We start from the raw sequence: 25,445 nt of genomic DNA on the forward strand, positions 1-25,445 counted from the left end.
TATCTTTAAATGCCTGATATGCACGGCATCGGGAACGTTTGCATGTTTTATCTGCCGCGGCTCTTTTTTAAAACGCTGATAATTTTGATCTTGGCACTAAAATTACCCCGCTTTACAACAGGTTAATTTTTACCATACAAGCCAGTATTTCACACCTTTTGAACCATGAAGAAACTTTTACTACAAGTACTTGCCTGCTGCATTGTCTTTGGCGCATCGGCGCAATCTACGGTGATCAAATACCTGTCGGGTACCGATAAGGACCACACCGTGTTGTGGGACTTTTACTGTACCGCCGGCCGCAAAAGCGGCGAGTGGACCAAGATCCCCGTTCCGTCTAATTGGGAACTTCAGGGCTTCGGCGCCTACAATTATGGCGGCGATAAAGACAAAGCCAGCGAGCAGGGCCAATACAAACACCAATTTAAAGCCGGCCCATGGAAGGGCAAACGCGTATTCATTGTGTTTGAAGGATCCATGACCGATACCAAGGTATTGATCAACGGTCAGCAAGCCGGCCCTATCCATCAGGGCGCCTTTTATCGTTTTAAGTATGACATCACAGATCTGGTAAAACCCAATGCCAATAATTTACTTGAGGTTTTTGTAGATAAAATGTCGGCCAATAAAGGCGTGAACGATGCCGAACGCAACCGAAGCGATTTTTGGGTGTTCGGCGGGATCTATCGCCCGGTGTATCTGGAGATAACGCCGGATACTTATATCGACCGTATGGCCATCAACGCCAAAGCCGACGGTTCTTTTTATGTAGATGTTTATCATCAGAACCTGAAACAAGGCGACGTGATCGAAGCCCAGATCCAAAAACTGAACGGCTTGCCGGTTGGTAAACCATTCTCGGTAGCGGCCGATCCGGCAACCGACCATGCTACTTTGACGGCCAACATTACCAAGCCTTTATTATGGAGCGACGAGTTCCCTAACCTGTATAAGGTAGCTATCACTGTAAAAAATAAACTGAAGGTGATCCATACTACCAAGCAAAAATTCGGTTTCCGTACGGTGGAGGTACGCCCGGGCGACGGTTTGTATGTGAACGGCGCACGGACCGTTCTTAAAGGAACCTGCCGCCACAGTTTTTGGCCGGAGACAGGCAGGACGCTAAGTTACGACCTGCAGGTGAAAGACGTGAAGTTGATGAAGGAAATGAACAACAATGCGGTGCGGATGTCGCACTACCCTCCAGATCAGGAGTTTTTGGATGTTTGTGATTCGTTGGGTCTGTACGTTTTAGACGAGCTGACCGGCTGGCAATCTAAATACGATACCCTGGTTGGCCGCAAATTAGTGAAAGAATTAGTGGTGCGCGATGTTAACCACCCCTCTATCCTGTTTTGGGATAACGGCAACGAGGGTGGCTGGAACAAGGCCTTGGATAATGATTACGCCCTTTACGATCCGCAAAAACGAAATGTATTACACCCATGGGAAACCTTTGGTGATGTGAATACTAAACATTACCCTGATTACGCAGGCATTATGCGTACCATTAATGCCGGCAAGGATATTTTTATGCCGACCGAGTTTATGCATGGCCTGTATGATGGCGGCATTGGTGCTGGTTTAGAAGACTTTTGGCGCGAGATGTACAAGTATCCGCACCTGGCCGGTGGTTTCCTTTGGGCTTTTGTGGATGAAAGCGTGATCCGTACCGATAAGAATAACACCTACGATGGCACCGGCAACCGCGCCCCCGACGGCGTGCTTGGCCCGCACCGCGAAAAAGAAGCAAGCTTTTATACGGTAAAAGAATTATGGTCGCCGGTTTATATTAATACCCAACCGTTGACCGATGCCTTCGATGGCAAGATAGAGGTAGAGAACCGTTATGCGTTCACCAAGCTAAGTCAGTGCAAGTTTAAATGGCAATTGGTGAAGTTACCGGCAGCGCAGGGTGTAGCAAAGAAAACTTTGCCGATCACCGGCATCCCTACCCCACTGGAATTAGCCCCTGGTGCAAAAGGTATGCTTGATCTGAAATTACCTGCCAACTGGAAAAATAACGACGCGCTTTACCTGACCGCCTATGGCCCTAAAGGCGAAGAATTGTTTACCTGGAGCTGGGCGATCAAGTCGCCTAAAGAGGTTGTTAAACCTGCTATCGCGATAGCGAAGTCGGCTATCAATATTTCTGAAGTAGCGAACGAACTTATTGTGAAATGCGATGGTATCCGTTATTATTTCAGTAAAGCCAGCGGCTATTTGGTGAATGTTATTAAAGGCAACACCGACATCTCCCTATCAGGCGGGCCATCATTGGCTGGTGTAGAGACCAAGTTGAAAGACTTTACTTTTGAGGACGAAGGCGACCAATACGTTGTAGAAGCCGAATATGAAGGCGGAGCGGAATTTAATGTTAAATGGACCTTTGCATCGGGCAAATTACCCAAACTGGAATATAGCTACGCCCAGACCGGCGACGTGGACTTTATGGGTATCACTTTTAACTATCCCGAAGCTAAAGTTACGGGCGTTAAATACTTAGGCCGCGGCCCGTACCGGACCTGGAAGAACCGTGTCCCTGGTCAGCAATTTGGCGTGTGGAGCAAAGATTATAACAACACCATCACCGGCGAAACCTGGGGCTACCCCGAGTTTAAAGGCTTCCATAGCGAAGTGAATTGGGCTACCATCGAGAACAAGGAAGCGCCGTTCACCGTTTACACCGACGATAAGAATATGTACCTGCAACTGTACCAACCTGCTCGCGAGAAAGACCCTATGGCTAACAATAGTGTGGAACCGCCGTTCCCTAAAGGCACTATTGGTTTCCTGAACGGTATCAGCGCTATCGGTACCAAGTTCCAGGCAGCTAAGGCTATGGGGCCACAAAGCCAAAAATATCACTTGACCGGCGAGACCATCAGCGGCACGCTTTGGTTCGATTTTATCCACTAACAGATCACAGTTCATATCAAATGAAATTATCATCAACCTTAAAAATAGCCGCCATAGTTTGCGGCATGGGTATGGCGGCGTTCACGCTATCGTCGTACATATTAGATAAGCCTGCAAGAAAAGTTGCCGATCCGGCGGCTATCACCCTTAAAGCCCAAAAGGTAGCCGACGGGTTAGAAGCCCTGACCGATATGGCTTTCCCCGGCAACGGCGAGACCTGGATACTGCAACAGAATGGCGTGATCTTATCACTCAAAGATGGTAAAGTAAACGCTGAGCCTATCGCTGACCTGCGCAGTAAGGTAAAAAAGATAAACAATGGCTACGAGGAACGCGGCTTGTTGGGTATTGCCTTGCACCCGCAGTTTAAAAGCAACCGTAAGTTCTACATTTTTTACAGTCGCGATGCCGAAAAGAAACCGGGCGTGCGAATAGACCACACCGATGTGGTAGCCGAATATGTTTTACCAGCATCAGGTCAAGTTGATCCAAACTCTGGCAAGATCATTATGGCCTTTGATAAACCCGACGGCAACCACGATGGCGGCTGTGTAAAGTTCGGGCCGGATGGTTACCTGTACGTCTCTTTAGGCGATGGCGGCGGTCAGCACGATAAGCATGGCACGATCGGCAATGGTCAGGACATGAATACGCTATTGGGTAAGATATTACGTATCGATGTTAACTCGGGCGAGCCTTATAGCGTACCGAAAGATAACCCATTTGTAGGTAAAGCCGACCACAAGCCCGAGATCTACGCATCAGGTTTCCGTAACCCGTATCGCCTGTCTTTCGATAAGGCCAGTAAACAAATGTTCGTAGGCGAGGTAGGTCAGGATCTATGGGAAGAGGTAGACATTGTGACCAAAGGTGGTAATTACGGCTGGCGTGTTTTGGAAGGTGCACATTGCCACAATTTCACTAACACACCCGAAACAGGTTGCAAGATAGACGGTATGATCATGCCAATACACGAGTACAGCCACCGCGAAGGCGTATCCATTATGGGCGGTTTTGTATATAACGGTAAAGGCGTACCGGCGCTTAAAGGCAAATACTTCTTCGCCGATTGGACGGGCCCGATCTGGTACCTGCAAAAAGAAGGCGCTAAATGGCAGCGCGGCAATATCAGCCTGAAAGATATCCCCGCCAACCAAAAGATCACCGGCATTAGCGAGGACGAGAACGGCGAATTATACGTACTGACCAACCCAGATACCGGCCCGGGCAATAACAAATGCGCTATCTATAAAATGGTGAATAATTAACAAATGCAGGTTGCTTTTAACCACTAAGCACGCAAAATTTTTACAAATGGCACAAAGATACGTTGCTGATATGCAAAGCGTTGTGCCTTTGTGTTTTACACCCTTTGTACACTTCGTGGTTAATTTTCGATATCAACATATAGGCAAACAAAAACGGCGCGTTACCAAAAGTAACGCGCCGTTCTGTATATATGACCCGAACGCTTATTTAACTGAAAGGATATATCTCACCATTTTTTTAGCGTCGGCAGTAGACAAGTTAGGATGAGCTGACATTGGTACTGCGCCCCAAACACCGCTACCGCCTTCTAATACCTTTTTAGCAAGCAAGGCAACATTAGCGTCGGTTGGTTTGTATTTGGCAGCCACGTCTTTGTAAGCAGGGCCAATAATTTTAACGTCTAATTTGTGGCAAGTTAAACAGTCAGATTTTGATATCAGATCCTGTCCTGCTGCAATATCAGCCGCGCTCGATTTACCCGCAGGTGCTTTTTTAGCCGGAGCTTTTTTAGTTTGTGCTGATGCTGTATACATAACGCCTGAAATAGCAGTAAAGGCGATAGTGAATAATAATGCTCTAAATTTAAATTTCATGGTTATTTTTTTTGCAAGTATAATTTTTTCAACTGTAAAAAACGATGACAATGCTGTTACAAAAGCATTTTTATTTAAAAAACTTTGTGTTTATCATCAGCATTTTAAGAACAGCAGCCCTTTATTAAAATTGTCCTAATATCCGGCAGATGTATTGACTCGGAATTGGATCAAAAGTTTAGATCCGATCTTATTTTTTCTTACTACACAACAAAATGGCTAGCCTGACGCGCCCTTCCGTACAGTTAGCTGGCTGCCTGTTAAGTAAAAAGGGCAGATCACAAAAACGGCCTTTGGATAAAAGTCCAAAGGCCGTTCAATATAATAGCGTGCATAATGAGCCTGTCGAACCATGGTACGATGTCATCGCAAAAATGCATAGCAGATGAGCACACGCTCACCCTTCGACAAGCTCAATGGGACACTCCCCGTTTTATGTTATTTATTACTTCAGCAGATCAAATCTATCAGCGTTCATCACCTTGTTCCATGCAGCAACAAAATCCTTAACAAATTTACCTTGCGCGTCCGAAGCGGCGTACACCTCGGCAATGGAACGTAACTCGGAGTTTGAGCCGAATACCAGGTCGGCACGGGTGCCGGTCCATTTCAGTTCGCCGGTGGCGCGATCGCTGCCTTCGTACAGTTCGCGGTCTTGCGATGCGGCTTTCCAGGCGGTGCCCATATCCAGCAGGTTGATAAAAAAATCGTTGGTCAGCTGGCCCGGGCGATCTGTGAATACGCCGTTAGCAGAGCCATCATAGTTGTTACCCAGCACACGCAAGCCACCAACCAGTACGGTCAGTTCAGGAGCGGTCAGGGTCAGCAGGTGGGCTTTGTCTATCAGTAATTCTTCTGTCGATACAGAAACTTTGCCTTTACGATAATTGCGGAAACCATCAGCGACAGGCTCCAGGTAACCGAATGACTCCACGTCGGTCTGTTCCTGCGATGCATCAGCACGACCTGCCGTGAACGGAACGCTTAGCTCCTGCCCGGCATCTTTAGCGGCCTTTTCCACAGCGGCGTTACCTGCCAATACAATGATATCGGCCACGGATATTTTTTTACCGCCGTGCGTTGTATTGAACGATGATTGGATCCCCTCCAACACGCCTAATACCTTTTGCAGTTGCGACGGGTTATTAGCCTGCCAATATTTTTGCGGGGCCAAACGGATACGCGCACCATTAGCGCCACCGCGTTTATCTGAACCACGGAAAGTTGATGCTGACGACCAGGCGGTTGATACCAATTCCGCAACGGTTAAGCCGGACGCTAATATTTTCGACTTAAGATCAGCTATATCGGCATCATCAACTAATGCATGATCGACAGCCGGGATCGGGTCTTGCCAAAGCAGTTCTTCCTCCGGTACATCCGGGCCAAGGTAACGGGCTTTAGGGCCCATATCGCGGTGCGTTAGCTTATACCAGGCACGGGCAAAAGCATCAGCAAATTGGTCCGGGTTATCTAAAAAGCGTTTTGATATTTTACCATAAGCCGGGTCGAATCTTAAAGCAAGGTCGGTGGTCAGCATGGTTGGCAGGTGCTTTTTACCACTGTCGTAAGCATCAGGGATTATCGCTTCAGCATTTTTGGCTACCCATTGGTGTGCACCAGCCGGGCTCTTTGTTAGTTCCCAATCAAAAGCGAAAAGGTTCTCAAAAAAATTATTGCTCCATTGGGTCGGCGTAGTGGTCCAGGTCACTTCCAAGCCGCTGGTAATGGTATCAGCACCCTTACCGGATGCGTATTTATTATGCCAGCCAAAGCCTTGCGCACCAAGGTCGGCAGCCTCAGGCTCTTTGCCCACATTATCAGACGGTGCCGCGCCGTGTGTTTTGCCAAAAGTGTGGCCACCTGCTATCAGTGCTACTGTCTCCTCGTCATCCATTGCCATGCGGCCGAAAGTATCGCGGATGTCTTTAGCCGCCATGATCGGGTCGGGGTTCCCATCGGGACCTTCGGGGTTAACGTAGATCAAACCCATTTGCACAGCAGCAAGTGGTTTTTCCAGGTTACGTGCATGTACATGGCCATCGGCATCATCGTCAGACACCAATACACCCGGACCTTGGACACCTTCAGAGCCACCAGCGTAGCGTACATCGCCGCCCAGCCAGGTAGTTTCCGAACCCCAGTAAACCGATTCATCGGCTTCCCAAACATCGGCACGGCCACCGGCAAAGCCAAAAGTCTTAAAGCCCATGGATTCCAGGGCGATATTGCCGGTCAGGATCATCAGATCGGCCCACGATATTTTGTTGCCATATTTCTGCTTGATCGGCCAAAGTAAACGACGGGCTTTATCCAAGCTCACGTTATCAGGCCAGCTATTCAACGGGGCAAAACGTTGAAGACCGGCACCACCGCCACCACGGCCATCGTGCACGCGGTAAGTACCGGCACTGTGCCAGGCCATGCGGATGAACAAGCCGCCGTAGTGACCAAAATCGGCAGGCCACCAATCTTGTGAGTCGGTCATTAATGCATGGAGGTCAGTTTTTAAAGCTTCAAGGTCAAGACTTTTAAATGCTTCGGCGTAGTTAAAATCCTTATCCATTGGGTCGGACAGGGCCGAATTTTGTCTCAGGATGTTCAATTTAAGCTGATTAGGCCACCAATTGTGGTTACGCGTGCCGCCACCGCCGGTATTGTGTTTCATACTACCGTTGTGGAACGGGCATTTACTGATGTCGTTCGATCCGTTTTCCATATTTAAAGTTTATTAGTTGTCTGTTCAATGCCGCGCCTTAGGCTGCGCAACAATGTAAAGTTAGAAGATAATTCAATTACGATCAAATCAATTAACTCTATAATGGATAGGTAAAAGTTATATGATGTTTGGAGGAAATAGAAAAAGGTGAAAGGTGAAAGGTGAAAGGTGAAAGGTGAAAGACCTTCATCAAGCGTTCGCTTGATGAAGGTCTTATATAGTTCGTTTATCGTAAGTGTGGACGCTTACAATTTTTCGCTTCAAGCGTGGACGCTTGAACTGGCGGGGCCGGCTGAATATTTAAAGTCTCGCTTCCCCGCTTGAGCGGGGAGACTTGGGTTTTCCTTCTCAAATGTGTGGACACTTAGATAGGCAGATCTCATCATTGTTTCGACTTTAACGCCTTCGCGATAGCGGCTTGTGCCAAAGGTTCCATGATCTTGTAACCAGCCAAATTTGGGTGTACGCCGTCATCGGCGATGGCTTTTGGCAGGCCCTGGTTTTCGTCGACCATTGTGGTGAAATAATCAAGATAGATGAATTTATTTTTTTCGGCGTAGGCTTTGATCATATCGTTCAGCGCTTTCACCTTAGGTTTGGGGTCGATGCTTTGCTTCCATGGGAAAGCGGCGGCTGGCAACACTGATGCCATAACTACCTTGATCTTATTGGCGCGGGCCAATTCGGCCATGGAGGCCAGGTTGCCCATTACGTCTTCCAATTTAGATGGACCATTATTTTCGGCGATATCGTTGATGCCGGCCAATATCACAACCACTTTGGGTTTCAGGTTGATCACATCCGGGCGGAAACGGATCAGCATTTGTCCGGTAGTTTGTCCGCTGATGCCGCGGTCGATATAGTTGTTGTTCTTAAAAAAGTCGCCGTCGTTATTGATCCAAAAATCGGTGATCGAGTCACCCATGTAAACTACGCGGGTCTCATCTTTTACCGGTTCGGATAAAGCGGCATTTTGTTTTTCGTAACGGCCAATGCCGGGCCAGTCTTGTGCTGTGGCGAATTTGCCAAGGAGTAATGAAAAGATCACAGCGATATAGTATTTCATGATGGTGCAATTTAAGAAAATATTGTGGGAGATGCAGAGGGCAACAAACCCGGCATGGCGCTAAAAAGATCTGCTGCAGGCCTAAGTTCCTTATCCGGATTGCAGAAATAGATCTTTTTTAATGGTTTGAATTGCGATGTTTCTACATCTCTTTCTAATATTAACAAATGATTTATTACAAACTCTCTTTGATATTCTCGCCCTTTCAGCATCGACCAAGCATTTATAAAATCATCAGATAATAATCCTTTGGCTAAAGTGATATGTGGCATGATACGAGATCTGACTGATAAGTATTCATTTAAAAGTTCAAACCATCTCTTAATATAATCGTCAAGATCAAATTTAACGAAGATCATACCATTGTTAGGGAACGCTTCAAAACCATTTGTTCTTAACTGTATTGGAGGTAATTGTCTTAAGACACGTTCCATGTCTTTCAGATAGTTGGGAAACTGTCGACCACTACGAGGCTCCTCTGGCCTTATCGTTATATGCGCCTTTGATTTACGCGAATCAAAATCACCGATCAAAGTGGCGATTTCCGCCTTGAGGCCTTTTATATCCTTCATGACCTCCTCGCTTGGCGAGAGTACCATCAATACTAATATTTCCCGTTCCATACTTATCGCTAATTAATTTGGTTATCAATACTGCATCAATTTCTCCCCGAACTTAAAATCCTTATATCTCTTCCAACGCGACTGCTGCACGTAGGTCTCCCGCTCCAGCACGGTCAGTTTATCGGCAATAAAACCCGAACTGAACTTGCTTTGGGCGAACTTGGGCCACAGCAACTGAAATTTTTCGGGCGAGATATTTTTAACGATGGTGATGTGCGGGATGGTGATCTTCTGTACCATCCCCAAGCTATTCTGCACGGCTTTGAACCAGCGTTGGGTCTGCTCGTTCATCACGATACAAGCATAAATGGTGTAGCCCGTATCGCCATGGGTGAAGTATTTGAAGTTATAAACCTGCAACTGCATGGGCGTGATCATGGCAAGCTTCTCCCCTATCTGACTAATGCCGTGACGCTCGATATTGGGCTTGCAACGATGCCGATGGTTGAGCGATATATGTGCCGCCGAATCCAACCCGGGGAAGTTGCCGATCACCCTCGCCGACGCTCTTTTATAACGGCCAATATCATACATCAGGTTTTTGGGCAATTCCAGCAGCATTAGGTAGTCGGTGTAAGTTTCCATGTTGATCGCGTTTATCTCGGCGATAAAATTGCTAAATAAATTAGTATTTATCCAAATTTATTTTCACATTTGTGGTGTGGGAACCAAGCGGAACATCGTACATATCGACCTGGATACTTTTTTTGTATCGGTAGAACGCAAGTTCGATCCGTCGCTGATCGGCAAGCCGGTGTTGATCGGCGGATCGGCCGACCGTGGCGTGGTAGCGGCTTGTAGCTACGAGGCGCGCAAGTTCGGTATCCACTCGGCCATGCCTATGAAAACAGCTATGCGGCTTTGCCCCCATGCTACCGTTGTGCGGGGCACACATGGCAGGTATGGCGAGGCATCGCGCGAGGTAACACAGATCATTCATGATACGGTACCGCTGTACCAAAAAACATCGGTAGATGAGTTTTATATCGACCTGACGGGTATGGACCGCTTTCACGACTGCTATAAGTTCGCGGGGGAACTAAGGCAAAAGATCATTAGGCAAACGGGTTTGCCCATATCTTTCGGGATGTCGTCGGGAAAAACGGTTTCTAAGATCGCTACGGGGTTGGCTAAGCCTAACGGGCAATTGTTAGTGCCCCATGGTACCGAGAAAGCTTTCCTGGCGCCCTTGCCTATTAAAAAGATACCCATGCTGGGCGAAAAAACCTGTCAAAAACTGTACAGCTACGGAATCGAAAAAATAGCCGACCTGCAACGCGTCGACCTGAAATTTTTGAATGCCATATTCGGTAAAGCCGGACTTTACATTTACGAAAAAGCACACGGGATAGACCATGCCGAGATCGTGCCGCATTCGGACCGTAAGTCGATTTCTCAAGACCATACTTTTGAAAGCAATGTCACCGAGATACGCACCCTGGAGACCATGCTCACTTCCATGACCGAAGAACTGGCCGGCAAACTGCGCCGCGAAAATAAAGTCGCCGGCTGTCTGAGCATCAAAATACGCTTTGGCAATTTTGAGACCCATACCGTGCAGGAAAAGATAGCGCTGACAGCCGCCGAACATATCCTCCTGCCCGGCGTAAAAAACCTGTTAAAGAAAGCCTGGAACGGTCACCGGCCGATAAGGCTGATCGGTGTTAAGTTGAGTAACCTTTGTACAGGCAGTTACCAAATCAACCTGTTCGAGGATAATGAAGAGAAGATCAAACTCTACCAAGCCATGGATCAGATCAATTTCAAGTTTGGCGATAAGACCGTTTGCCGCGCCGGCGGGATGGAGATAGGGACACGGAACTTTAATCCTTTTATGAAGGGGTGAGGTTTATCAGTGGGTTACGGATTAAAGACTTGTTAGAAACCTTCTCGAATGCAGATAGTTACTCTATTTCAGAGTAATATTATTTTGAAGAATACATAACCTCGAACATCTAATTTAACTGGCTTTATATCAACTAATTAGATACATAACCTTATCTACAACATCATTTTGAACATATGCTTTCAAGCTCAATAAGGCAGGCATTATAGCTTTATGCTCTAAGAGCAGATCCGATGGTAAAAACATTTCGTAACTAAATGCGATTGTACCACCAAAATTACCCTACGTGATAGCTACTCTATTCAACCGTCCCCAATACCTCCGCATCGCATTTGTGATGTTGCTGGTGTTTTTTACGGGCAGTAAAATAGTGTCGCCAGTTTACAAAGTGGTAAAGGCAGTTTATAAAGAGGTTGCTGAATCGTCATCTGAAGAGGATAGCACAGAACGCCTGGCTGAAAAAGATATCACTTCTGCTCAAGCATTTTTCCAAAATCACAGTCGTGATCGCGTGCTGAATAGCGGTCTGTATTGTACAGCCATTTACCACGGCACGGCTTATAAAGCCAATTATCCGGCTGAACATTATCGGGAGATAACTTCTCCGCCTCCGGATCTTCCTTAATTATCGCTTATCACCACCCTGCCATATCTGCAGGGCAATTTTACGAATACAATTTTTTAACCCATCATTCATTATGAAAACGCTGAACTCTTACCTGAGTAAGTTAGGCATGCTGTGCGCTGCCACAATTATTTTATCAACATCGTGCAAAAAGAATAGCACAGAAACCCCTGTTATTCCTGATCCTGTTATCCCGGTTGTACCGATCGGTCCGGATGTAACTTTCCATGCTTTGGCATCTAATAACACATTGCTTACTTTCAACGGCAAAAATGTATCTACCGCTACCCAAACTACAGCTATAACCGGTTTAGCTACCGGCGAAACTATGTTGAGTATCGATTTCCGCCCGGCTACAGGCCAGCTTTACGGTATCAGTAATCAAAGCAAATTATATACGATCAACAGAACTACCGGCGCAACATTAGCTGTTGGCGCAGTATTGAGCACTGCTGTAAGCGGCACTGTTGCTTCTTTAGATTTTAACCCAACTGTAGATCGTATCCGTTTGATAACGTCAACCGGTCAAAACCTTCGTCTACACCCTGAGACCGGCGCAGTAGCCGCTGTTGACGGTGCTATCAACGGTGTAACCGGCGCAAGCATCCAGGGTGCTGCTTACACAGGCAATAAGTCTGGCTCAACTGCTACCACGCTGTTTGTGATCGACGTTGCTACCGATAAGCTTTACAAACAAGACCCGCCAAATAATGGTACGCTGGTAGAGATCGGTGCTTTAGGCGTTGATGTAGAGTCGGCAGGTGATTTTGATATCAGCTCTGATGGTACTGTATCGATAGCTGCATTAAAAGTTGGCGGCGTGACTGGTTTGTATAACATTAACACAACCACCGGTGCTGCAACCAAAGTGCAAAACAACTTTAGCGCAACCATCTTGGGTATCGCTATCCCGACCGAGCCTGTGGCTTACGCTGTAAACAGCAACAACGAATTGGTATATTTCAATCCAATGAACCCTGCTCCGGTAACTAAAGCTATCGGTGGCCTTCAAGCAGGCGAAACCGTTTTAGGTATCGATTTCCGCCCGGCTAATGGTGGTTTATACGCATTGGGAAGCACCAGCCGTATTTATAACATCAATTTAGGTACTGGTGCGGCTACCGCTGTTGGTACAAGTGCTTTTACAACGTTACTGGTAGGTACCGATTTTGGTTTCGACTTTAACCCTACTGTTGACCGTATCCGCATTATCAGCAATACAGGACAGAACTTAAGGGCAAATCCTAACGATGGTACTATTGCCGCCGTGGATGGCGCAATTTCGCTCGCAGCGGGTACCGCTGCCATAACAGGCGCGGCCTACACTAACAACTTTGCAGGTGCAACTACCACAACTTTGTTCGATATCGACGCGATCACCGGTCGTTTGTTTAGACAAGACCCGCCAAATAACGGAACCCTGGTTGACATAGGCGCATTAGGCGTTGTGGCTACATCTACTAACGGTTTTGATATTGGTGGCACCAGCGGTGTAGGTTACGCTTTGCTTACCGTAGGTGGCGTTACTAAAGTTTACACCATAAACCTTACCAGCGGTGCTGCTACAGCAGGCGCTACCGTTACAGGTAACTTCCGTGGTATGGCAGTTGGTTTAGGCTTCTAAAAAGATAAGATCATCCCAAAGATCAGTTAACAAAACAGCCCCTCAAATTTTTTGAGGGGCTGTTTTTATATTACCAGTTTCATCAGTTTATCAACCTGCTTGTCTTTACCCAGCATAAAATCGTGCTCGCCGAAGATCTTAAAGCCATGCCGCTGGTAAAATTTTATCGCTTTTTGATTGTGTTCCCACACACCAAGCCAAACGTATTTCAGCTTTTTGTCCTTTGCCGTTTGGATAGCAAACTCCATTAACTGCTGACCGATCTGCTTGCCTTGATGAAAGGAACTGACGTAGATACGCTCTAACTCTACCGAGGTATCATCGTTAACGTCCGTCTGCGCCGGGCCATAATTAAGTTTGATGTAGCCTACAATTTCGCAGTTGATGCAGGCAAAGTAGAATTCGGATGCGGGATCGTTCAGTTCTTCGGCCAAACGCCCTTCGGCAAATGCCTTAGTGGCATATGCTTCAACATCTTCGGGGTTATTAAGATGGTAAAAGGCATCGAAAAAAGTTTTTTTACTAAAGATAAGCAACGGTTCAAGGTCGGCTTGCCCAACCTTGGAAAGAGTGATATTTGCCCTCATATATATTATTCGAATTGCGACTTTAAGCGTTCCAATCGGTCGATCATTACGTTCAGTTTTTCCTGCTCGTGTTTAAATATACGACGTTTCAGATAAAAAGTACAAAACAATAGCCAGCCCGCCATAGTGGCATAAACCACCAGCTTACCGTAAATAGAATAGGTAGATAACACCTCGTACAAAAACAACGACAAGCCCAGGCTGATCATCAGCACATAAATATAGTAGAACCAGCCGGCCGTTTTAGATTGCTGTTGTTGGTACTCGTGCAAAGTATCCAGGTAATCGGTCGGACTCATGGTCGCATCGTGCTTGCTCAGCATGCGGTAATGGCGGTTGATGGTAGCGAAGTAGAACAACATGGTAGCCATCATAATAGAGATACCAATGTATGTAGGCACCGTAAATACAAAGAACAGCAACACCACCGCCGTAAAAATAATGAGCGATACTATGGTAATAATATTCCAGCGCAGCTTATTGGCCAGGCCGCTAACGTCTCTTTTAACTTGTTTCAGCACCTCGTCCACTGAAAGCTTGTTGTGCACAGGCTGTTCCTGCCACAGCGTCATGATGTGATCAAAGTCTTTCATGCTGATTATATAATTCGGTCAACTTTTGTTTAATACGGTGTATCTTCACCCTCAGGTTACCCTCGGATATGCCCGATATTTCGGCTATCTCGGGATACGGCACTTCATCTAAAACCATTGTTATAATTATCCGCTCGCTCTCTTCTAATTTCGATATACACTTATACAACAAAGCCACCTGCTCGTTCTTGGCCGAAAATTCTTCGGCCCGGGTCTCGGCAATGGTATCTGTCAACTCATCTTTAGCCTGACGCTTTTCTGATCTTAAATAGGTTAAACAGGTATTAACAGCAATGCGATAGATCCAGGTAGATATCATGGCCTGATTGCGGAACTTATCCAGGTTTTGCCAAACCTTTAAAAAAGTTTCTTGCAGCAGGTCATTAGCGGCATCACTGTCGCCGGTATAACCCAGGCACAGGTGAAATATTTTTTTGGAGTTAGCTTCAAATATCTGCCTGAAGACTACTTCTTTGTTTGCCACTATCAGTTAATTTTATGGGTTAGATGCAGGTGGTAACGGATTGTTACAGAGAATTTGTTTCAAACAGTGAACCAGCTCAGCTTCTCCTCTGCCTTTACTACCAGTTCATCAAACTCCTGCTGATGATCACCCTGTACATCCTCGTGTAATTTAGCGATCAGTTTGCCTATCTTTTCTATCTGACGGATAAATACCGTGCGCATTGGTTTGTAGCTGACCTTGGGGTTGACGTACTCGAGATAGTTATTACAGAAACCGATAAGCAAGCTGATCTCGACCGTTTTTGAACCTGAGAACCGCGATAGTTTGGTGATCAGCCTTAATATCTTACGCAATACTTTTAAAGCGGCAAAGGCTTGCGAGGGCATGATATAGAACATCATGCTTACCTCGTATTTAGATTGCGCTATAAAAGCTTCCTCATCGCCTGCTACGAAAAGCAGGTAGGCCAGCAGTTCTTTATTTTCTTTTTTATAACGGGCCAACCGCAATACCAGATCTGCCAGTTGCGGGGCAGCCAGGTGTTGTATCTCTTTTTTGATGTCGGCTAAGCCGTATGCGTCTGTCGCCATAAGTTCTATTGATGTTTTATCCCTTATTAAAGGCACTGCCGCTGCAAAATAGCTACTGCCACTGATAAAGGGTAAGGGGGCAAATTACTATTTGTAGCTTATAATATCGCAACTATCAACTATGTTTGAGTACACCAAAAACTCAAAAAACATGTTAGTAACAACAAGCACCAATTTAGAAGGCTACAAAGTGACCGATCAGTTAGGCGTAGTGCGCGGCATCACTGTTCGTTCGCGCGGCGTGGGTGGCAACTTTTTAGGCGGATTGCAGACCATCTTCGGCGGCCGCAACAGCATTTACACCGACCTGTGCGAACAAAGCCGCCAGGAAGCTTATGACCTGCTGATCCAACACGCCATGCAAGTTGGCGCCAACGCGATCCTGAGCATGCGCTATGATGCCAACGAAGTTATGGCCGGCGTGACCGAGGTTCTGGCTTATGGTACAGCAGTGAAGGTGGTTAAAAGCGAGGTATAATGACCTTCAAAGGGGTGTCATCTTGAGCTGGTCGAAAGGTGGAGCAAGGGCTTGATCTTAATGCATTACTGAGAAGCCCCACCCACCATGTTTCAACGCGCTCACCATGACACCCTATGGAATTGAGAAAACCAAGAATTCAAACCAATTACCTACCTTAGTCCCATCAAACTATTGAGGATGCTGAAAAACAAACTAACGCTTTATATTTTCATAGCACTGATACTTGGTGTTGTTGTGGGCTACGTTTACAACATGCAGGTAATTGAGCAGTACAATCTAAAGATCAACACCGCCGATGCCAATATCAAAGCTATCGACACCAAGCTGATCAACCTGAAAGACACCACCGTTGCCGAGTTTAAAACACTAAAGGCCCAACGCGTGGTAGAAGCCAAGATCAAAAAAGAGAACGACGGCATCCGCGAGGAAAAGCTGACCGGCTTTACCGTATTGAGCGATATCTTTTTACGCCTGATCAAAATGATCGTAGCGCCATTGGTGTTTACTACCTTGGTAGTGGGTGTGGCTAAAGTGGGTGATATTAAAGCGGTGGGGCGTATTGGTGGCAAAACCTTGCTTTGGTTCCTGAGTGCTACCTTGGTATCTTTATTATTAGGTATGCTGTTGGTAAACCTGTTCAAACCAGGTGTTACTATGAATATCCCATTACCGGATAGTCATTTAAGTACCGAGATCAAAAAGAATGCCCTGTCGCTTAAAGACTTTATCAGCCACGTTGTGCCGCGCAGCTTTACCGAGGCTATGGCCAATAACGAGATATTGCAGATCGTGATCTTCTCCATGTTCTTTGGTGTAGCTACGGCTGCCATTGGCAAACAAGGCGAGATCGTTGTTAAAGCAATGGACGCTATTGCCCATGTGATATTAAAGATAACTACCTACGTAATGAAGCTGGCCCCTATCGCGGTGTTCGGCGCTATTACGGCCGTGGTGGCTAAGCAGGGTCTGGGCATCATATCAACCTACGCCATTTTTATTGGCGAATTCTATTTCTCGCTATTCCTGCTTTGGGCGGTGATCATTTTTGCAGGCTTTGTGGTGCTCAAGACCCGGGCTTTGGATCTGGTAGGGAAGATCAAAGATGCCATGCTGGTCGCGTTCAGTACCTCCACAAGCGAGGCTGCGTACCCGCGTGTGCTGATCGAACTGGAAAAATTTGGCTGTAATAATAAGATCGTAAGCTTTGTACTGCCATTAGGTTACTCATTTAACCTGGATGGATCGATGATGTATATGACCTTCGCCTCTATATTTTTGGCGCAAGCATACGGTGTACATTTATCGATAGCGCAAGAGATAACCATGCTGTTAGTCCTCATGATCACCAGTAAAGGTATTGCCGGTGTGCCGCGTGCATCACTGGTGGTAATTGCCGGCACGGTAGCTATGTTCGGCATCCCCGAGGCCGGCTTAGGTCTGCTGATCGGTATCGACCCGCTGTTAGATATGGGCCGCTCTGCTACCAACGTGTTAGGTAATGCTATGGCTACAGCCGTTGTGAGCAAGTGGGAAGGTGAACTTGGTCCTGAGCAGATATTGGCTGAGGACTTGTAGTCCGAAAGACGGAAAGTCCGAAAGATAGAAGTATTGTCATTTCTGTTTTTCGGGCTTTTTTGTTGACCTTTATGTCCACCTCGATATGAATAAAAAAGCAATTTGGATCTTAACGAGCATCATCATCGTATTGATGCTGCTGACCATTTTGCAGGATTCCCTTTTCTCCCAATTCCACGCCACTTCTTTTTACCTGTCCGAGTCGTTGTTATTCACCTCGTTCTGGTGGATATTTTTGCCATTGCTGTATGCTCAATTTCTGCTGGCGCAAAATGTTGAGGTTAAAAGCTGGTCTTTTATATTGATGATCATTTTGCCGATGGTCTTGCATTTCCTAACGTTCCCATCCTTAGTTTGGCTGGTATCTAAATTATTCTTCGAGAACACATTCCGCTTTCAGATGACCTTGCGGTATGCCTTGTCGTCCTACCTCCATATCGTGTTGATGATCTATACCATACCTGTGATCGTGCTAAAGTATATCAACGCAAGAAAAACCGAAGACAAAGCGGCATCGCCCGAACATCCGGCAGAACAGGAATACTTACGATCCATATCAGTTACCGACGGCAATAAAAAGCTGAGCATCAACACAGCCGATATCCAATACTTCAGTGCCAACTCGCCTTACATCAACATTCATACCGTCCAAAAGCAGTACCTGTATAACGATACCCTAAGATCCATCGGCGTACAATTAAGCCCCGACTTTGTGAGGATCCATAAGTCTACCATCGTCAATATTAATTACGTGGATCACTATACCTCGCGACTTAACGGCGACCACGATCTGACGCTGAAGGATGGCACCCAACTGAGGGTGAGCCGCAATTTTGTGGCGACGTTTAAAGAGCGGTTGCAAGGTGGTCATCGTGTTGCGGTAGTTTAACATCGCGTCACCGTATTTTATTTGTCGAAGGCCGTCCGGCATTTCAGTTTTGTGGTCAAAACAAATGTTATGACCACAAACACCAAGATCATCACCTTTATTATTTTCGCGCTGCAATTCGCGTTTACAGGATGCAGCGGACAAGGCCACCAAAGCATCGACCCCAAATTAATGGACAATACGCCGGCCGAAAACTATTACCGCCCAAAACACATCGCCGCCCGGGATACCAGCCCCGGCTGGCAACAAGATGGGCAAAAGCTTCTGCTGACCGGCACGGTTTACAAACCCGATGGCAGAACGCCAGCCCCCAATGTGATCCTGTACTACTATCAAACTAATACCGACGGCCGCTACGAATACAAACCCGACGAACCATTAAACCTGCCACGCAACAGTTTAGGGCAAACCCACGGCTACATCCGCGGATGGGTAAAGACCGGCAGCGACGGTAAATATGCTATCTACACTGTTCGCCCGGGCACCTACCCTACCCGGTCAGAGCCTGCTCATGTTCACGTTACGGTTATTGAAACGGGCGCAGCCAAAGGCTATTATATTGACGACTTTGTTTTTGACGACGACATTTTACTCACCCGCGCTAAAAGGTTAAAAATGGACGGCCGTGGTGGCAGCGGCATATTAAGACTTGTGCAAAAAGGCGACCTGCATATCGGCGAACGGAACATCATCCTTGGGGCAAATGTGGCGGGGTACGCGCCTGCGAAACGGCCGCTTTAAAGTCGGGCAGGAACATTGGCGAGGATATGGTGTCATTTACCCCTTACCACGCCTGGGGCCCCGACAAGGGAACGCGTACCTGCCCTATATGCAAATATGGTTGGTACCATGGCATCCTGTATTTTGTGGGCGATAGCCCTAATTGGGCAGACATCAAAAAATGGCTGGCGTTTTTAGAGAGCGAAAGCATCAAACGGGAAAAATACCTGAAGGTGTATTTTATTTACGGGAACGCAAAAAACTACAACAAACAAGCCAGGGAGACCGAATTAGCAAACCTTGGCCGCGATTTGCAATTGCAAAAAGTTGCTTTAACGTTCGTGCCTTCGCTATCCGACAGGGGATCCGAGATCCATTTGAACAAGGTTGACCAAAAGGTGGGCAACACTTTTATACTATACAGACGCAATACGGTGTTTGCCAACTTTATTGATCTGCCTGCTACGGCAAGTAATTTCAGTATGATGTCGGACCTGTTGGATAAGAATAAGAACGAGTATTTCGACCTGCCGCAACCTGCCCACCAAAACTAAGCTGTCATCAAAAAACCATATCGTAGCCTCTCTTTAATTTTACCGTTGAAGTTAAGCTACGATCAATATCTTTGCAGGCTGTAAGGTCGGCATCATTAATTCAAATGGTTAACGACCGATGTATAATGACCCTTTATGGAAAATCGCGGTAAAAAGATCTTTCTTTTATTAAGTATTACGGTCCCGTTCTTGATCTATTGCATTTACTACTACGGCATGATGGTGAAGAACGCGCCATACAAGTTTGTGGAGTTTGATCATGTATCGATACAATGGGGTACCGGAGATTCTTTGTTGAATTACTACAACTCCAAGACCGGGAATTATCAATACCTGAACAAAAAAGATTCGCTGATCAAGACCAAAGTACCTTTGGACCATAATGATCTGCTATACCTGCACCGCAAAGCTGCCGATCTGGGCTTTTGGGATTTCCCGGCTAACGAGACCCTTGGCAAGGATACTACCTTAAAAGCCGGCCCTAAAACATTACGCTACATTATAGAGTTTGCGTACGAGCGCAAGACCAAACGCGTGGTATTCGACGCTAACTTTAACGGAAACGAGAAACTGATAGACGCCAACCAGCGTCTGATCAAAGAGATACAAGGCCGCATTGACGATAAAGAAGAGCGGTTGAAGAGGTAATTTCTTTGAGTCCGAAAATTGGGAAGACCGCAAGTCCGAAAGATGAATTGCATACCTCGCATCCTGCTTTCGGACTTGCGGTCTTCCCGACTTTCGGACTTTTAACAAAAACTTGTTTTTTGAAAAACTAAACTCTATATTTGCACCTCGAAAAATTTAATAACAAATAATTAATTAACAATGTACGCAATAGTAAGTATAGCAGGACAGCAATTTAAAGTTGCTAAAGACCAGCACATCTTTGTACACCGCTTGCAAGGAGATGAAGGCGCTAGTATTGAATTTGACACAGTATTGTTAGCAGAGAACGAAGGTAGCTTTAAATTAGGTACAGACCTAAAAGGCGCTAAGGTATCAGCTACCATCTTGTCGCATTTAAAAGGTGATAAAGTGATCGTCTTCAAAAAGAAAAGAAGAAAAGGTTACAAAAAGAAAAACGGTCACCGTCAGCAATTCACTAAGATCCAGATCACTGGTATCACGTTATAATATCTAAGGTTAAACTCGATCTTGTTTAATTACAAGTTCATAAAGACATAAAAAATGGCACACAAAAAAGGGGCCGGTAGTTCCAAGAACGGTCGCGAGTCACACAGTAAACGTTTAGGTATCAAAATTTTCGGTGGTCAGCCAGCAATTGCAGGTAACATCATCGTTCGTCAGCGTGGTACCAAACACAATCCGGGCCTTAACGTAGGCATCGGTAAAGATCATACTTTATTTGCTTTGGCAGAAGGTATCGTAACTTTCAAAAAGAAAGCTGATAACCGTTCATACGTTTCTATCTTACCTGCACAAACTGCTAAGGTAGAAGAGGTTGCAGCTCCTGCTCCTAAGGCAGCTGTTGAAGCTAAAGCTGAGGCAGCGCCTGTAGCTGAAGAAGCTCCTGCTAAAAAAGCTCCTAAAGCAAAAACAGCTACAACTGAAACAGAAGCAACCGCTACTGAAACAGAAGCAGCTCCTGCTGAGTAATTCTCTGCAGCACAGATACAAAAGCCCCGTGATATATTCATGGGGCTTTTTCTTTTACCGGTAATTTGGGCCGATACCCGATCAATTGATAGAAGCCGACACTATGATACTGCTTTAATGCGTTATCATTTTGAAAAAACATCATAAACATTACATTTGCCCTGCTATTTATGTTGATGAAAAAACTGCTGACCGTTGCTCCTGTTATGATATTGTTGGTTGCCTGTGGCGGCCCCAAAATGCCCGAAGGCCAAACCAAAGCCGAAACCCTGGTGAAAGACCGGCTGAAAGACTCGGCAGGGTACCAGCCGTTGGGGTTCGATACACTAAGGGAAGTGCATTTATCTTACGCTATTGACGAACCGGAAGGCCGCATACTCGACTCGATGGCTAAGGTATACATAGACAGCGCCCTCAAATACCGCAAAAAAGGCGACGAACTGGTGCTGAACAGCGACAAGGTAGATACCATAGCATATAAAAAATATCACATGCTGGATGCGGTCTACACAAAAAAAAGCGACAGTGTAGGGGCCGTTATATTAGAAAGAAGCAAAGGCTATGAAAGCAAAAGCTCGGCCTACAGCATCCTGCATACCTACAACGCCAAAGATAATGTAGGGCACGTTGAAAAACGCGTGACCAACTTTTGGCTGGATAAAGAACTCACCAAAGTACAACGCCAGCAAGCAGCAGAATAGCCGTTCCTCATCAGCACCAAAGCCGGCACTGCTATTGTGTTTCACAAATTACATTTGTACTATAAACTTTTAAGTTTATTTGTCATCTCTTTCAGTTTTAAATCACATTTTTGCAAAAATTATTATAAAATAAATGCAAAGTTATCAGGAGTTTCTTGACCTCAGCGTTGGCTTTCCCCAGGACGGCTTCGAGATCATTGACGATGAATTATATTTCCACGATCTTAATTTGATGGAAATGATAGAGACGTACGGCACTCCGCTGCGTTTCACTTACTTGCCCATGATAACCAAAAAGATACAGCAGGCTAAATTGCTGTTTCAACAGGCTATCATTAAAAACAATTATCGCGGCAGCTATAAATATTGCTATTGCACCAAAAGCTCGCACTTTAAGCACATTGTAGAAGAAGCGCTGAAGAACGAGATCCACCTGGAGACTTCGTCGGCTTTTGATATGCCGATGATCGATGCATTGGAGAAAAAAGGTCTGCTGAGTAAGGATATGACCGTGATCTGCAACGGTTTTAAAACCTTCCAGTACAAAACCTATATTATTGACATGCTGCATGATGGTTATAAGAACATCATCCCTGTACTGGATAATAAAGAGGAGTTTAACCTGTACGACGATGAGATAGAGTTGAAAGAGCCTTGCAACCTGGGCATCCGCATAGCGGCCGAGGAGCAGCCCGATTCGCAATTCTACACCTCGCGTTTAGGTATCCGTATGGAAGATGTGATCGATTTTTATCATAATAAGATCGAGAAGAACCCTAACTTCCAGGTAAAGCTGTTACACTTCTTTATCAACTCGGGTATATCTGATACGCCATACTACTGGAACGAGTTAGAAAAATACGTTACGCTTTATTGCAAATTCAAAAAAGTTAACCCTGCTTTAGATACGCTGGATATTGGTGGAGGTATGCCGTTCAAGGATTCATTGGTTTTCGATTTTGATTACGAGTACATGATCAACGAGATTGTGAGCCGTATCAAAGAGATCTGCGCCGAGCACGATACCATGGAACCGGATATCATTACCGAGTTTGGTAAATATACCGTGGCCGAAGCTTCGGGTATCCTGTACAAAGTTATCGGTCGTAAACAACAGAACGATCGCGAGCGCTGGCTGATGCTGGACGGTTCGTTCATCACCAACCTGCCGGATGTTTGGGCTTTGAACCAAAAATACATCTTGCTGCCGATCAACAACTGGGATTCGGAATACGAGCGTGTCAACCTGGGTGGTATCACCTGCGATGGTCAGGATTACTACAACCAGGAAGCCCACATGAACTCCGTATTTATGCCTAAGACGCGTAAGGTGCAATATTTAGGTTTCTTTAATACAGGAGCATACCAGGAAGTTTTAAGCGGTTACGGAGGCATACACCACTGTCTGCTGCCATCGCCTAAACACGTGATCATCCGCCGCAACCGCGACGAGACCTTCAACTTTGAGGTATTCGGCGAGGAGCAGAACAGTAAACAGGTATTGAAGATACTGGGTTATACTACTTAGTGATCAGTCATTAATAATATTTCAAAGTCGCTTTGGTTTCAGCCGGAGCGACTTTTGTTTTGTTGAGGCAATTATCTATTACTAAGCTATTGAAACTAAACTATCGTGATCAGCGTTCATTATCAACATGATATACAGAACGCTATTCATCCTCCTGTTGATAAGTACCAATGTTACCGCACAAAAGCGGGACAGCATATACACCTACGCCAACCCATCGCCTGATGGCACGGGCAAGTTTTATATGGGACGCGAAATAGCACATGTAATGAGTTTTGAAGGTGCCGACTGGTTGGAACGTGATACGCGTAATAAAGAAGAGAACACAACCTTATCTATAGCTAAATTGCCGGTCGGCCCAAACAGTGTGGTGGCGGATATTGGTGCAGGGACAGGGTATTACACATTCCGCATGGCACCCAAGGTTCCGCATGGCAGAGTTTACGCGGTAGAGATACAAAGCGACGCGTTGGCCTATCTTAATAAACGAAGCAAAGAGCTTAACATCAATAACATTACGGTAGTTAAGGGTAGTGAAAGGTCCCCTAACCTGCCGGATAACACCGTGGATCTGGCCATTATGGTAGATGTTTACCATGAATTAGCTTATCCTCATGAGATGCTGCAAGCTATCCGCCGGTCGTTAAAGCCCGAGGGCAAATTGCTATTGCTCGAATACCGGGGCGAAGACCCTGATGTACCGATAAAAGAATTACATAAAACGACAGTAAAGCAACTGATTAAGGAATTGAAAGCCAATGGTTTCAAACTGATCCAGAAAAATGACTTTTTGACCATCCAACATTTTTTAGTTTACCAAAAAAACTAAATATTACGACCATCATAATTTTTTTGATCGGTGAGCGTATTGATACCATCGATGCATCGCCTTAGCACACTTATCTTTCAATATTACCGCTCGCTGCTGTTCCATAATGTGATGTTCAGTTTGATGGTGGGTACGGCCGCTTACGCGATCGTGGGCAAGATATCGGCCGGGTTATTTCTGTTAGTCAAACTTTTAGGATTTTCTGCAGCTACGGGGCATTATTACTACATGTACCGTAAAAGCTATTACTATTACCACAATGCGGGATTGAGCGTTCACCGACTTTACCTGTACAGTTTCGGGCTGGACATCGGCATGTCGGCTATTATTTTCACCTTACTATTACTATGGTACCGCTCAGTTTAAAGGCAGACAGCATCACGCTGGAATTTAAAGGCCGCAAGATATTGCAGGATGTCCACATCGACTGCCAACAGGGCGAGATCGTGGGCTTGTTGGGGCGGAACGGTTGCGGCAAATCATCATTACTCAAGATCATTTTCGGGACACTTAAACCGATCTACAAATACGTTGGCATCAATGGCGAGGTGCTGCAGGATAATTTCAGCGACCGCCGCATTGCTTATCTGCCGCAACATAATTATCTGCCCAAAGGCTTAAAAGTTGATGAAGTAGCCCGGCTGATGGTCGGCCAAAACCAGTGGGGCAACTTTGAACGCCAGCCGGGCTATACCGACTACAAGAACAAACGCACCGACCAGCTATCCGGCGGGGAATTGCGCCGTTTAGAAATGCTGATGGTGTTGTACAGTCCGGCTGATTTTCTGTTATTGGACGAACCTTTTACCCATATCTCCCCCGTAATGACCGACTGGTTCAAAGAGCAATTACTCGAAGCCCGAAAGACCAAAGGCATCATCGTTACCGATCATCAATACCTCAACATCATCGACGTAAGCGACCGAATCGTCCTACTCAACAACGGCGTTACCAAACCTATCGTTGACCCTAAAGAATTGATGCAATACGGTTACGTTAAAAATATTTAGCTGACCGGTTAAACGCAG

At 45.9% G+C, this 25,445-nt stretch carries 27 protein-coding genes; 18 read left to right on the forward strand and 9 right to left on the reverse strand.

What is annotated here, in order from left to right:
* Positions 1 to 165 precede the first annotated feature (165 nt).
* Together IRJ16_RS17330 and IRJ16_RS17335 are read left to right on the forward strand one after the other, a co-directional pair.
* Entirely contained in the window at positions 166 to 2,919 is a 2,754-nt protein-coding gene (locus IRJ16_RS17330) for a glycoside hydrolase family 2 TIM barrel-domain containing protein (protein WP_194112890.1), read from the forward strand.
* Positions 2,920 to 2,939: 20 nt separating this feature from the next.
* Entirely contained in the window at positions 2,940 to 4,187 is a 1,248-nt protein-coding gene (locus IRJ16_RS17335; RefSeq protein ID WP_194112891.1) for a PQQ-dependent sugar dehydrogenase, read from the forward strand.
* Positions 4,188 to 4,391: 204 nt separating this feature from the next.
* Here the strand turns inward: IRJ16_RS17335 and IRJ16_RS17340 are convergent, their stop codons facing one another.
* From IRJ16_RS17340 to IRJ16_RS17360, 5 genes are all read right to left on the reverse strand, one after another.
* Entirely contained in the window at positions 4,392 to 4,832 is a 441-nt protein-coding gene (locus IRJ16_RS17340) for a c-type cytochrome (RefSeq protein ID WP_228080271.1), read from the reverse strand.
* Positions 4,833 to 5,226: 394 nt separating this feature from the next.
* Positions 5,227 to 7,500, reverse strand: coding sequence for a catalase/peroxidase HPI (katG, locus tag IRJ16_RS17345; protein ID WP_194112892.1), 2,274 nt, complete (start codon positions 7,498 to 7,500; stop codon positions 5,227 to 5,229).
* Between the two features lie 382 nt (positions 7,501 to 7,882).
* On the reverse strand, positions 7,883 to 8,566 hold the full coding sequence (locus IRJ16_RS17350; RefSeq protein WP_194112893.1) for an SGNH/GDSL hydrolase family protein: 684 nt from the start codon (positions 8,564 to 8,566) through the stop codon (positions 7,883 to 7,885).
* Positions 8,567 to 8,577: 11 nt separating this feature from the next.
* Entirely contained in the window at positions 8,578 to 9,189 is a 612-nt protein-coding gene (locus tag IRJ16_RS17355) for a 2'-5' RNA ligase family protein (protein WP_194112894.1), read from the reverse strand.
* 24 nt (positions 9,190 to 9,213) lie between these two features.
* Complete coding sequence (locus IRJ16_RS17360) at positions 9,214 to 9,774, reverse strand: 2'-5' RNA ligase family protein (RefSeq protein ID WP_194112895.1); 561 nt, start codon at positions 9,772 to 9,774, stop codon at positions 9,214 to 9,216.
* 76 nt (positions 9,775 to 9,850) lie between these two features.
* Here IRJ16_RS17360 and dinB point away from each other — a divergent pair, with 76 nt between their 5' ends.
* The 3 genes from dinB (at position 9,851) to IRJ16_RS17375 (ending at position 13,284) form a co-directional block, all read left to right on the forward strand.
* Positions 9,851 to 11,035: a DNA polymerase IV gene (gene dinB / locus IRJ16_RS17365; RefSeq protein ID WP_194112896.1), complete on the forward strand. Its 1,185-nt coding sequence runs from the start codon at positions 9,851 to 9,853 to the stop codon at positions 11,033 to 11,035.
* Between the two features lie 286 nt (positions 11,036 to 11,321).
* The gene (locus tag IRJ16_RS17370; protein WP_194112897.1) at positions 11,322 to 11,660 is read left to right on the forward strand and encodes a hypothetical protein; all 339 of its coding nucleotides are present in this window, start codon (positions 11,322 to 11,324) and stop codon (positions 11,658 to 11,660) included.
* A gap of 73 nt (positions 11,661 to 11,733) precedes the next feature.
* Positions 11,734 to 13,284: a DUF4394 domain-containing protein gene (locus tag IRJ16_RS17375; RefSeq protein WP_228080273.1), complete on the forward strand. Its 1,551-nt coding sequence runs from the start codon at positions 11,734 to 11,736 to the stop codon at positions 13,282 to 13,284.
* A gap of 65 nt (positions 13,285 to 13,349) precedes the next feature.
* Here the strand turns inward: IRJ16_RS17375 and IRJ16_RS17380 are convergent, their stop codons facing one another.
* From IRJ16_RS17380 to IRJ16_RS17395, 4 genes are read right to left on the reverse strand one after another with little or no spacing between them, the layout of a single operon-like run.
* The gene (locus IRJ16_RS17380; protein WP_194112898.1) at positions 13,350 to 13,871 is read right to left on the reverse strand and encodes a GNAT family N-acetyltransferase; all 522 of its coding nucleotides are present in this window, start codon (positions 13,869 to 13,871) and stop codon (positions 13,350 to 13,352) included.
* 5 nt (positions 13,872 to 13,876) lie between these two features.
* Positions 13,877 to 14,464, reverse strand: coding sequence for a hypothetical protein (locus IRJ16_RS17385; RefSeq protein ID WP_194112899.1), 588 nt, complete (start codon positions 14,462 to 14,464; stop codon positions 13,877 to 13,879).
* On the reverse strand, positions 14,451 to 14,948 hold the full coding sequence (locus tag IRJ16_RS17390) for an RNA polymerase sigma factor (RefSeq protein ID WP_194112900.1): 498 nt from the start codon (positions 14,946 to 14,948) through the stop codon (positions 14,451 to 14,453). Before IRJ16_RS17390 ends, IRJ16_RS17385 begins: the two co-directional genes overlap by 14 nt.
* 59 nt (positions 14,949 to 15,007) lie before the next feature.
* Positions 15,008 to 15,520: a hypothetical protein gene (locus IRJ16_RS17395; RefSeq protein ID WP_194112901.1), complete on the reverse strand. Its 513-nt coding sequence runs from the start codon at positions 15,518 to 15,520 to the stop codon at positions 15,008 to 15,010.
* A 151-nt stretch (positions 15,521 to 15,671) separates the two neighbouring features.
* Here IRJ16_RS17395 and IRJ16_RS17400 point away from each other — a divergent pair, with 151 nt between their 5' ends.
* The 13 genes from IRJ16_RS17400 to IRJ16_RS17460 all read left to right on the forward strand — a co-directional run bounded on the left by IRJ16_RS17400 (position 15,672) and on the right by IRJ16_RS17460 (position 25,427).
* Positions 15,672 to 15,998 carry a YbjQ family protein gene (locus IRJ16_RS17400; protein WP_194112902.1) on the forward strand — a complete coding sequence of 109 codons (327 nt, stop codon included), beginning with the start codon at positions 15,672 to 15,674 and terminating at the stop codon, positions 15,996 to 15,998.
* A 180-nt stretch (positions 15,999 to 16,178) separates the two neighbouring features.
* Positions 16,179 to 17,576, forward strand: a complete 1,398-nt coding sequence (locus IRJ16_RS17405) for a dicarboxylate/amino acid:cation symporter (protein ID WP_194112904.1) — start codon at positions 16,179 to 16,181, stop codon at positions 17,574 to 17,576.
* 85 nt (positions 17,577 to 17,661) lie between these two features.
* Positions 17,662 to 18,465 (forward strand): LytTR family DNA-binding domain-containing protein, encoded by an 804-nt coding sequence (locus IRJ16_RS17410; protein WP_194112906.1) that lies wholly within the window; start codon positions 17,662 to 17,664, stop codon positions 18,463 to 18,465.
* A 69-nt stretch (positions 18,466 to 18,534) separates the two neighbouring features.
* Positions 18,535 to 19,206 carry a dioxygenase family protein gene (locus IRJ16_RS17415; RefSeq protein ID WP_194112907.1) on the forward strand — a complete coding sequence of 224 codons (672 nt, stop codon included), beginning with the start codon at positions 18,535 to 18,537 and terminating at the stop codon, positions 19,204 to 19,206.
* 26 nt (positions 19,207 to 19,232) lie between these two features.
* The gene (locus IRJ16_RS17420) at positions 19,233 to 19,739 is read left to right on the forward strand and encodes a hypothetical protein (RefSeq protein ID WP_194112909.1); all 507 of its coding nucleotides are present in this window, start codon (positions 19,233 to 19,235) and stop codon (positions 19,737 to 19,739) included.
* Positions 19,740 to 19,874: 135 nt separating this feature from the next.
* Positions 19,875 to 20,387 carry a hypothetical protein gene (locus tag IRJ16_RS17425; RefSeq protein ID WP_194112911.1) on the forward strand — a complete coding sequence of 171 codons (513 nt, stop codon included), beginning with the start codon at positions 19,875 to 19,877 and terminating at the stop codon, positions 20,385 to 20,387.
* A gap of 180 nt (positions 20,388 to 20,567) precedes the next feature.
* Positions 20,568 to 20,876, forward strand: coding sequence for a 50S ribosomal protein L21 (rplU, locus tag IRJ16_RS17430; protein ID WP_194112912.1), 309 nt, complete (start codon positions 20,568 to 20,570; stop codon positions 20,874 to 20,876).
* 54 nt (positions 20,877 to 20,930) lie between these two features.
* Positions 20,931 to 21,359, forward strand: a complete 429-nt coding sequence (rpmA, locus tag IRJ16_RS17435) for a 50S ribosomal protein L27 (protein ID WP_194112914.1) — start codon at positions 20,931 to 20,933, stop codon at positions 21,357 to 21,359.
* A 176-nt stretch (positions 21,360 to 21,535) separates the two neighbouring features.
* Positions 21,536 to 22,060, forward strand: a complete 525-nt coding sequence (locus tag IRJ16_RS17440) for a hypothetical protein (RefSeq protein ID WP_194112915.1) — start codon at positions 21,536 to 21,538, stop codon at positions 22,058 to 22,060.
* 133 nt (positions 22,061 to 22,193) lie between these two features.
* Entirely contained in the window at positions 22,194 to 23,588 is a 1,395-nt protein-coding gene (locus IRJ16_RS17445; protein WP_194112917.1) for an arginine decarboxylase, read from the forward strand.
* A gap of 127 nt (positions 23,589 to 23,715) precedes the next feature.
* Positions 23,716 to 24,417 (forward strand): class I SAM-dependent methyltransferase, encoded by a 702-nt coding sequence (locus tag IRJ16_RS17450; RefSeq protein WP_194112918.1) that lies wholly within the window; start codon positions 23,716 to 23,718, stop codon positions 24,415 to 24,417.
* A 30-nt stretch (positions 24,418 to 24,447) separates the two neighbouring features.
* On the forward strand, positions 24,448 to 24,783 hold the full coding sequence (locus IRJ16_RS17455) for a hypothetical protein (RefSeq protein ID WP_194112920.1): 336 nt from the start codon (positions 24,448 to 24,450) through the stop codon (positions 24,781 to 24,783).
* Positions 24,765 to 25,427 carry an ATP-binding cassette domain-containing protein gene (locus IRJ16_RS17460; protein ID WP_194112922.1) on the forward strand — a complete coding sequence of 221 codons (663 nt, stop codon included), beginning with the start codon at positions 24,765 to 24,767 and terminating at the stop codon, positions 25,425 to 25,427. The genes IRJ16_RS17455 and IRJ16_RS17460 overlap by 19 nt, the downstream gene beginning before the upstream one ends.
* The last annotated feature ends 18 nt before the right edge of the window (positions 25,428 to 25,445 follow it).

Origin of the sequence: Mucilaginibacter myungsuensis (genome assembly GCF_015222005.1) — a bacterium.
Classification (GTDB): domain Bacteria; phylum Bacteroidota; class Bacteroidia; order Sphingobacteriales; family Sphingobacteriaceae; genus Mucilaginibacter; species Mucilaginibacter myungsuensis.